The sequence below is a fragment of the Henriciella sp. genome, assembly GCF_049649345.1.
In the GTDB taxonomy this organism is placed as follows: Bacteria; Pseudomonadota; Alphaproteobacteria; order Caulobacterales; family Hyphomonadaceae; genus Henriciella.
Genome location: NZ_JBARZC010000203.1, coordinates 1 through 5,923, shown reverse-complemented (window position 1 = coordinate 5,923; position 5,923 = coordinate 1). Strand labels below are relative to the sequence as shown.

Genomic DNA, 5,923 nt, shown 5'->3' with positions numbered 1-5,923 from the left:
GGGGCTTGCCGCCTCAAGCTCCACGGTCGCGAGGCGGTTTACGTTCATCTCTTTCGGCCCCCTCGCCGTGTTCGCCGGCGCTGCTGTCGTGGCGATCAAGCCTGATCTGATGACCCCCGTCATCGAGATCTTCGACAGTTCACTGGCGACCAAGATTTCAAGTGAAAGCGGCATCGAGCGCACGCGCTGGAACATGTCCGCTTTGCAGAATGTGGTGGACACATTCGGGCTCGGCGCCGGGCTGGGGAGTGTGCGGGCATCGAGTTTCCTTGTCGCTGTACCGGCCAACCTCGGCATTCCCGGAATCTTTCTGTTCGGCCTGTTCCTGTACAAGCTGATGCTGGGCCCCCAAACCCGGCTGGCGCCCTCCAGCCCGGCGGCCCAGGTTCAGGCGGCAGCGAGAAGCGCTTGTCTGGCCCTGTTGATAGCCACATCGATTTCCTCATCCAGCGTCGATCTCGGCCTGATGTTCTTCATCTTTGCAGGTCTCGCCTGCAGCCCCCTTGTGCAGACTGGCCCACGCGAAGGCGAGAGGATTGAAGGCCGCTTCGAGCCCCCTCAGAGCAAGAGTGGTGTTCACATATGAACCGGCAGAAAGTCATCTCTGCGACGGTCACGCTCGGTCTGTTTCAGGGGCTTGGACGCGGTCTTGATCTTCTGGGCACGCTGCTTGTTGCCCGGATTATCGCACCCGAAGCATTTGGTATCGTCGCCGCGGCGCTGATTGTTCTGCAGCTCAGCCAGTCGCTGACGGAGCTCAACATCAATGACGCCCTGGTGCAGCGCACCGACCTGCATCTCAGCGACTATCACTCGGCTTTCACCATTAGTCTGGCCAGAGGGCTTCTGATCACGCTCGGAATGACCGCAGCGGCCTATCCACTGGCGGTCAGCCTGGAAAATGTTGAGATCGCGCCTGTCGTCGCCGGGCTTAGCCTCGCGCCCCTGATACAAAGCCTGCGCAGTCCGAAGACGGCGGAATATCTGAGGCGGGTCGAGCCCATGATCCCGGCCGCTGTCGATTTTGCCGGCCGGCTGGTGGGCTTTCTCGCAATGCTGGCGATTGCGGTCTTTACGGGGTCTTACTGGTCGATCGTCGTGGGCATCGTCGTCGGCGCGACTCTGGCGACAGTGCTCAGCTATTTTATCGCGCCCTATATCCCATCCATATCGATCAAGCAGGCGAAATGGATTTTCTCCTTTTCCGGCTGGCTGAACCTGTTCACGATCACCAACGCAGGCATTGCCCAGTTTGACCGTTATTTTCTCGGCAACAGGCTGGGGACGAGCATTCTTGGCATCTACACGGTCGCCACAAGCATCGCCAGCCAACTGGTCTGGTCCCTTGCCGCACCGATCATGAATGCGCTGTTCGCCGGGCTTTCGAATGTGAAGCATGATGCGCCGCGCCTGAAGGCTGGCTTCCTGCTGGCCCAAAGTGTGATCGCGGCTGTGATGATGCCGCTCGGCATTGGGCTGGCGCTTGTCGCAGCCGACTTTGTGTATCTTCTGCTGGGGCCGGACTGGTCGCTGGCGGCGGTGGTTATTTCGATCGTGGCGCCGGCCACCGCGCTTCATATGCTGACCGTGGGCGCTCATGCATCGGCCATGGCGCTGGGACGCACCCGGTCCCTGTTCATCCGCAACCTGATCGCCTTTGCGTTCAATATTCCGCTGGTCATATTCGCGACGATCCACTTCGAACTGATCGGGGCTTCTGTTGCCCGGGCCGCCACGATTGTCATTGTCGTTCTGCTAAACCTGCAGCTTGCCCGCCAACTCGTCGGGGCGAGCTATGTCGAGCAGCTCAGGAATTCACTGAGAACGATTTTGAGCTGCGTGCTTATGGTGGCGGCGGTGTTTGCGCTCAGAGCCTATTGGCAGGCTTATGAACAGCTTGGCGAAGTATGGAAAATCGCATCCGTCGCCGGCGTTGGCGGGAGCGTATATGTCGTCACCCACCTTGCTTTGTGGGCCCTACAAGGCCGCCCCGATGGGCTCGAAGCGACGCTTCTGGGCATGGTTCGCAGACCGGCCGCGAAGCCGGAAAGCTGACACCGATCACGCTTTCAATTGGCCGGGAATATCGATGCCGCTCTGCTCAAGGATTTCGACCAGCAGGGACCGCGACGCAGACCCCCAGCTAAACGCTCCGGCCTGACGCTTACAGGCAGCGGCAAGTTCGCTGCGCTCGTCTTTTCTGAAGGCGAAATGGCGTCTGATCTCGCTCTGCCATGCGTCCGCATCATCTGCGGCGGCATAAGTAGCAACATCGCCACAGACTTCCGGCAAGGCGCCGCAGGGCGCGCAGATGGCTGGCGTGCCGACAAGCATGGCCTCCAGCGGTGGCAAGCCGAACCCTTCTGTCGTTGACGGAAAGACCATGAAGGCGGCCGCTGAATAGAGCGCTTTCAATTCCTGCTCTGACACGAAGCCAGTAAACACGACATTGTCGGGAACAGAGATGCCCTGGGCTTCGAAATCGGCTTTTCTGGCGCTGCCGAAAAGGACCAGCTTGCGGTCAGCCAGATCCGCCTGCTCGAACGCCTGTATCGCGATTTTCAGGTTCTTGTGGGCCTGGGTATTGGCCAGTCCGACGGCAAACTGATTTGGTTTCAGCGCGAAGCGTTCGAGGATGGAGACGTCTTCACCCGTGTTTTTGGCATGGTCCACGCCATTATGGATGACGGAAATCTTGTCCGTGGGCGCGACGCCGTATTTAGCCAATTGCTGCCGGGAATAATCCGAAACCGTCAGCACACGGCGATTGCGGCGTCCGATCGTCGGCAGCGCAAACTGATACCATTTGCGAAACGGCAGAGAGTAGCTCTCAGGTGTTATGAAGGTCTGCGCGTCGTGGATCATTGTGATCGCGTGTCGATGAGACAGGGGCGCAAGGTTGCACAGGCTAACCAGAAGAGCGCCGCGCGCGAAGAAAGGCAGCTCGAACTGTTCCCAGACCTGCCAGGTGGTTCTGCCGACCGTTCGCGTTTCAATGTGATCCAGGGGCAGCTGTCTGTCGGCGTCTTTCGGGCAAAGTATTTCCCACTTTGTCGCCGATTGAAGCTCGGGGTACTGGCCCAGCAACGTGTCGATGCCGCGGATAAGCTCTTCGCTCACGCGGTGCACACCTGTTGGCTTTGCGGAAAGGAATTTTCCGTTGAAGCAGATGCGTTTCATTAGATCTCCGCGATGGCATAGGGCAACCGGTCGTGCCGTTTCACAATCCGGATGCAGGTTTCTCGCCAGACCATGGATGAACCGTGTTGCACAAGCATTGTCGCGTCGCACGGAAAATGCATGGGATTGATCGAAATCGTTGTCAGCCGCGTCGTTATGGGGCTGATCGGTAAAGGTGCATCGTTTTGGGACATGATGCAGATTTGGGGACAAAAGACATGCTCGGCATTGAGGATACCAGACCACTGACACACCACATCACCCCGGTCATTCTCTGCGGCGGGTCGGGGACCCGGCTTTGGCCCCTGTCCACGCCTGAGACCCCGAAACAGTTTTTGCGGCTCCTGTCGCCGAAGTCGATGATCCAGATGACGGCGGACAGGGTTTCGGAAGAGCAGGGCGGCCTCCGTTTCAGCGCGCCTCTCGCCATCGGCTCCAAACGCCATGCCGATGCGCTTTTGAATACGCTTCCCGGCGCGACGCTGGTGCTTGAACCTTTCGGGCGCAATTCTGCCCCTGCCATTGCGGCAGCCTGCCTTGCCTGTGACCCGGAAGAGATCCTGCTCGTCTTGCCGGCTGATCATGATATCGCCAACCTGCCTGCCTTTCACGCGGCGATCTCCGCCGGTCTGCCGGCGGCTCAGGCCGGGTCCATCGTGACGTTCGGCATCAAGCCGACCCATCCGGCGACGGGCTATGGCTATATCAAGGCCGAAGCCAGCGACGATCCCATTGCGCGGGTCGAGGCCTTTGCCGAAAAGCCAGACCAGCCGACAGCAGAGACCTATCTCGCGTCCGGCCAGTATTTCTGGAATGCCGGGATTTTCATGTTCAGGGCGCAGGCGATGATTGATGCGCTCGACACTTACGAGCCCTGCATCCTGCCTGTGGTGAAGAAGGCGATGCAGCATTCCTGCAATGCTGTCATCAATCTTCGCCCGGACGTCTTTTGCGACGCGAAGGACATCTCGATCGATTATGCGGTTATGGAGCGTTCGACGAAAACCGTGGTCGTTCCGGTTGATATGGGGTGGAGCGATGTCGGCGGATACCGCGCCATCTATGACCTTCTGGCCGAGGGCGAAGCTTCGAATGTGCAGCAGGGCCCGGTAAGAGCCTTCGATTCCGAGCGCGTATTCCTGCGCTCTGAGGGGCCGCGGATCATGGTCTCGAATGTTCAGGATCTCGCTGTGATCGCAACCGACGAGGCTGTTTCCATCGTCTCTCTCTCATCCGACGCTGCGGTAAAGCAGCAGCGCGCGGAATTCCTGGCCCGACGTGACGTTTTCGGCGTGGCGGACAGGGTGTGCGAGGAGGCGGGACGCTTCCTGACAACCCTGTTTGACGTTTGGTCGGCCAAGGCCTGGGATAAAAACCAGGGCGGCTTTGTCGAACAGTTGAACCTCGCCGGTGAGCCTGACACGCAAGCCAACCGCCGGCTTCGTGTGCAGGCGCGCCAGATATTCAGTTTTTCACGCGCCGCCCGGAATGGCTGGGTAGACGCTGCGACAGCCCGCTCGCTGGTTGAAGACGGGCTCGACTATCTCATCAGCAAAGGCCGCCATCCGGAAGGAGGCTGGGTCCACCATCTTTCGCCGGACGGGCAGATCGCGAACGACACCCGGGACCTTTACGACCACGCTTTCGTCGTTCTGGCCGGGGCCGCGGCCTGGGATGCCTTCAAATTTACTGACGCCAGATCGATGGCGTTCGACACATTGAATTTCCTCAATGAGCAGATGTTCGATGCCAAGAATGGCGGTTGGCTGGACGCGTTGCCCTCGCCAGACTACCGGCGCGCCAATCCTCACATGCATCTGCTCGAAGCGTCGATGGACCTCTTCGAGGCGACAGGCGAGACGGAAGCCCTTGCCGTTTCGAACCAGATTGTAAGCCTTTTCGAACGCTCGCTTTTCCGGCCTGACTATGACGAACTGGTCGAGGTCTTCGATCTTGACTGGACGGCGCACGGCGAGCCCGGCAAGGCTGAAATCGAGCCCGGACATCATTATGAATGGTCGACCCTTCTCACCCTTCACCAGAGGCTTTCGGGCCATGACACGCTGAGCTGGCAGAGACGCCTGATCAGGCGCGCAGATCAATCCGGCCTTGATGCGAAGGACGCGCTTGCCTTCAATTCGGTCTCCGCCTTGGGCGGGCCCGCCAATACGCGCAAACGCCTCTGGCCACAACTTGAAATGCTGAGAGCCCGCCTGCTGCACCCTGGTCTGTCGGCGAATGGCGAGGCCGAACGCCTGTTCGATAATATCAAGCGCACGTACATTGACGGTTGGCAGGCCGGGACGTGGCTCGACGAAATCGACGAGACCGGAAACGCCTATTCGAAGGCGGTGCCGGCAAGCATGCTGTACCATTTTGCGACATCGTTCGGCATGCTGGCCAGGTAAAGGCCTGCATGTTCAAACAGATGGCGGGTTTAGCTGCGGACGGTTTCCGGCGATTCCACGCCTTCTGATTGGGCGAGGAATTCGGTGAAGCTCTGCGCGAGCTTCTTCACGCTGCTCCTCAGCCCTCCATATTTTGCCCGCATCGTGATGTAGCTATCGACGTCAGCGCGGTCCATCGCCTGCAAGGCCTGAACGGATTCCGGGATTGTCGGGCCAAACTGGCGATCTTTCAGATAGATGTTCCGCAACTCGTGCTCGGCATTCTGGGCGAGCCGTGAATTGCGGAAACGGGTGATCACCACGAAATTATCCTCTGGCGTAAAAGAGGGGATATT

General features: G+C 59.3%; 3 protein-coding genes and 2 pseudogenes. 3 read left to right on the top strand and 2 right to left on the bottom strand.

Annotation, left to right across the window (positions count from 1 at the left end; all coding sequences use genetic code 11):
- Together WA989_RS05050 and WA989_RS05045 are read left to right on the top strand one after the other, a co-directional pair.
- Nucleotides 1–586: pseudogene (locus WA989_RS05050) on the top strand (hypothetical protein); the annotation flags it as partial.
- Complete coding sequence (locus WA989_RS05045) at nucleotides 583–2,055, top strand: oligosaccharide flippase family protein (protein ID WP_424339415.1); 1,473 nt, start codon at nucleotides 583–585, stop codon at nucleotides 2,053–2,055. The pseudogene WA989_RS05050 and the gene WA989_RS05045, both read left to right, overlap by 4 nt.
- A gap of 6 nt (nucleotides 2,056–2,061) precedes the next feature.
- On the opposite strand, the gene WA989_RS05040 is transcribed toward WA989_RS05045, so the two are convergent.
- A complete protein-coding gene (locus tag WA989_RS05040) occupies nucleotides 2,062–3,180 on the bottom strand; it encodes a glycosyltransferase family 4 protein (RefSeq protein WP_424339414.1) in 1,119 nt (372 codons plus the stop codon).
- A gap of 218 nt (nucleotides 3,181–3,398) precedes the next feature.
- Here WA989_RS05040 and WA989_RS05035 point away from each other — a divergent pair, with 218 nt between their 5' ends.
- Nucleotides 3,399–5,588 (top strand): AGE family epimerase/isomerase, encoded by a 2,190-nt coding sequence (locus WA989_RS05035; protein ID WP_424339413.1) that lies wholly within the window; start codon nucleotides 3,399–3,401, stop codon nucleotides 5,586–5,588.
- Between the two features lie 29 nt (nucleotides 5,589–5,617).
- Here the strand turns inward: WA989_RS05035 and WA989_RS05030 are convergent.
- Nucleotides 5,618–5,923: pseudogene (locus WA989_RS05030) on the bottom strand (ParA family protein); the annotation flags it as partial.

Excerpts from the sequence above, each read along its gene's own strand:
- WA989_RS05035 (WP_424339413.1), top strand. The coding sequence starts at position 3,399 with ATGCTCGGCATTGAGGATACCAGACCACTGACACACCACATCACCCCG.
- WA989_RS05045 (WP_424339415.1), top strand. The coding sequence starts at position 583 with ATGAACCGGCAGAAAGTCATCTCTGCGACGGTCACGCTCGGTCTGTTT.
- WA989_RS05040 (WP_424339414.1), bottom strand. The coding sequence starts at position 3,180 with ATGAAACGCATCTGCTTCAACGGAAAATTCCTTTCCGCAAAGCCAACA.